Source organism: Stenotrophomonas sp. TWI169, from assembly GCF_039674705.1.
In the GTDB taxonomy this organism is placed as follows: domain Bacteria; phylum Pseudomonadota; class Gammaproteobacteria; order Xanthomonadales; family Xanthomonadaceae; genus Stenotrophomonas; species Stenotrophomonas maltophilia_P.
This window is the reverse complement of sequence record NZ_JBDJOB010000044.1, coordinates 1-3,188: the sequence shown is the minus strand read 5'-3', so window position 1 is coordinate 3,188 and position 3,188 is coordinate 1. Positions and strand designations below refer to the sequence as shown.

General features: G+C 68.9%; 2 protein-coding genes. Both read right to left on the bottom strand.

Annotated elements, in window-relative coordinates:
• Nucleotides 1-99 precede the first annotated feature (99 nt).
• A complete protein-coding gene (folD, locus tag ABE543_RS18590; RefSeq protein WP_053517606.1) occupies nt 100-975 on the bottom strand; it encodes a bifunctional methylenetetrahydrofolate dehydrogenase/methenyltetrahydrofolate cyclohydrolase FolD in 876 nt (291 codons plus the stop codon).
• A gap of 146 nt (nt 976-1,121) precedes the next feature.
• On the bottom strand, nt 1,122-2,954 hold the full coding sequence (locus tag ABE543_RS18585; RefSeq protein WP_111186653.1) for a monovalent cation:proton antiporter-2 (CPA2) family protein: 1,833 nt from the start codon (nt 2,952-2,954) through the stop codon (nt 1,122-1,124).
• Between the last annotated feature and the right edge of the window lie 234 nt (nt 2,955-3,188).

The window sequence follows — 3,188 nt, the reverse complement described above, 5'->3', positions numbered from 1 at the left end:
GTCTGGGGGGGGAAACAATCCCCCCCGGTTCGCGCCGGCCCTGGCCGGGGGAGCCCCGGGGCGCCCAAAAAACCCGGGGGGCTGGCCCGGCCGCTACCCTCAGGAGGCTTCCGCCGCTTCCAGGGTGTTCTGCATCAACGTGGCCACGGTCATCGGGCCGACACCGCCCGGCACCGGGGTGATCCAGCTCGCCCGCTGCGCCGCCGCGTCGAAGCCGACGTCGCCCACCAGCCGACCATCGTCCAGGCGGTTGATGCCGACGTCGATCACCACAGCGCCCGGCTTCACCCACTCGCCCGGCACGATACCCGGGCGGCCCACCGCCACCACCAGGATGTCGGCGTTGCGCACGGCCTGCTCCAGCACGTCCTTGGGGGTGAACTTGTGGCAGCTGGTGACGGTGCAACCGGCAATCAGCAGTTCCAGGCCCATCGGGCGGCCGACGTGGTTGCTGACACCCACAATCGTGGCGTTGCGACCGCGCACCGGCTGGTCGGTGTGGCCCAGCAGCGTGGTGATGCCGCGCGGGGTGCACGGGCGCAGGCCGAACTCGCGCAGGGCCAGATGGCCGACGTTCTCCGGGTGGAAGCCATCGACGTCCTTGCGCGGGTCGATGCGCTGGATCAGCCGGCGTGCATCGGGGATGCCCGGCAGCGGCAGCTGGATCAGGATGCCGTTGATCTTCGGATCGGCATTGAGCTGGTCGATCAGGTCCAGCAGTTCGGCCTCGGTGGTGCCGGCCGGCAGGTCGTAATCGTGTGCTTCGATGCCGACCTTCTCGGCGGCACGGCGCTTGTTGCGCACGTATACGGTCGAGGCCGGGTCGCCGCCCACCAGCACCACGGCCAGCCCCGGACGGCTGCCACCGGCCGCGATGCGGGCATCGACACGCACCTTCAGGCTGTCGAGCAGGTCTTCAGCGATGCGGCGGCCATCGAGAATGCGGGCAGGATGCGGGGCGGCGGAATCGTTCATCGAATGCGGGGGCGGCGGCGGTGGGGAGGCTATTGTCCCCGATTCAGGCCCCCTCGCCCACCGCCAATGCGGCCGCTGCGCTCGCCGGGCATGGCCCGGCGCTACCTTGGAACGCTGACCCCGGGTGACGTTACGGGCCGCATCCCTCATTCTTCCTCTTCGGGCACGTCCTGCGGGTTCAAGGTCTTGCTTGCCCGCTTCGGCGCGGTGAACGGGGTCGGCGTCGGTACGCCCTGGCCGGAGTTGCCAAACACCATCTTGGCGCCGGCATTCAGGCCGCCGCCGGCGATTTCCAACTCGAAACGCTCGGCGTCGCGGCGACGGATCTGCTCGGCGATCTCGATCGCGTCGTCCTCGTCGGCGCCCAGCTCGACCAGGGCGGCCTGACCGAACAGCACGGCCGATTCAAAGGTCTCGCGGATCTGGAAATCGACGCCGGCATGGATCAGCCGCAGCGAATGCTCGCGGTCGAACGAGCGCACCATCAGTTTGGCCTGCGGGAATTCGTGCGCGACCAGCTCGACGATGCGGTCGGCGGCGTCGGCCTTGTCCACGCACACCGCGATCGCGCGCGCGGTCGCGGCGCCGGAAGCATGCAGCACGTCCAGACGGGTGCCATCGCCGTAGTAGATCTTGAAGCCGAACCGCGCCGCGCTCTGGATCATCTCCACATCGTTGTCGATGATGGTCACGTCCACGTCGCGCGCCAGCAGCGACTGGCTGGCCACCTGGCCGAAGCGGCCGAAGCCGATCAGCAGCACGCTGCCGGACAGGCCGTCGGCTTCGTCCACGCCCTCCAGGTTCACCGTCGGCTTCGGCGCCACGCGCTTGTAGACCAGCACCACCAGCGGGGTCAGCGCCATCGACAGCACCACCACGGCGGTGAAGTTGGCATTGATGTCCACGTCGATCACACCGGCGGCCGCCGCCGCGGAGAACAGCACGAAGGCGAACTCACCGCCCTGCGCCATCAGCACGCCACGGTCCAGCGCCTGCGCGTGGTCGCTGCCCATCAGACGCGCAACGACGTAGATGCACAGTGCCTTGGCCGCCATCAGCGCCAGCACCAGGCCGGCGATCAGCTGCCAGTGCGAGGCCACTACGCCCAGGTCCAGCGCCATGCCGACGCTGAGGAAGAACAGGCCGAGCAGGATGCCGCGGAACGGTTCGATATCGGCTTCGATCTGGTGGCGGAAGGTCGATTCGCTCAGCAGCACGCCGGCCAGGAACGCGCCCATCGCCATCGACAGGCCGGACAGCTGCATCAGCAGCGCCGCGCCCAGCACCACCAGCAACGCGGCGGCGGTCATCACCTCGCGTGCCTTCGATTCGGCCAGCAGGCGGAACAGCGGGTTGAGCAGGAAGCGGCCGACCAGCACCAGGCCGACGATGGCACCGACACCGATCGCTACCGACAGCCAGCGCGAGCCCTCGCCATCGGCGCTGCCCGCGCTGGGCGCCATCCAGGCCACCAGGGCCAGCAGCGGCACGATCAGCAGGTCTTCGAACAGCAGGATGGAGACGATCTTCTGCCCGGACGGCAGCGCGATATCACCGCGCTCGGCCAGCAGCTGCATCACCACGGCGGTGGAGGTCAGCACGAAGCCGGTAGCACCGATGAAGGCCACCTGCCACGGGAAGCCGAACAGCTTGGCGATGCTGGTCAGCACCAGCGCGCAGGTGACGATCTGCAGCGTGCCGAGCCCGAAAATTTCCTTGCGCAGGCTCCACAGGTGCGAGGGCCGCATCTCCAGGCCGATCACGAACAGGAACATCACCACGCCGAGTTCGGCGGTATGCAGGATGGCCTGCGGATCCGAGAACCAGCCCAGCCCGAACGGTCCGATCGCCAGGCCGGCGGCGAAGTAGCCCAGCACCGACCCCAGGCCCAGCCGCCGGAACAAGGGCACCATCACCACCGCCGCGCCCAGCAGGGCAACCACCTTGACCAGCTCGCTGGTCGCTGCTTCTACCGCCATGCGGTGCTTTCCCCGGAATCCAGAATCGCTCACCACGATAGAGCAATGTGGATGACGGCAATAGCACGCATGTTGCGCCGGATTGTCTTGGAGGTGGAACGATGCCGGCAGCCACCCCATACATCATTCTGAAACGATCAACGGTAGCGGCGGGGGCGGGCCCGCCGGGGCCCCGGGCCGGGCCCCGGCCCGCCCCCGGCCAGGCCCCCGCCGCGCCCGAGCAACCCCCCCCCC

Excerpts from the sequence above, each read along its gene's own strand:
- folD (WP_053517606.1), bottom strand. The coding sequence starts at position 975 with ATGAACGATTCCGCCGCCCCGCATCCTGCCCGCATTCTCGATGGCCGC.
- ABE543_RS18585 (WP_111186653.1), bottom strand. The coding sequence starts at position 2,954 with ATGGCGGTAGAAGCAGCGACCAGCGAGCTGGTCAAGGTGGTTGCCCTG.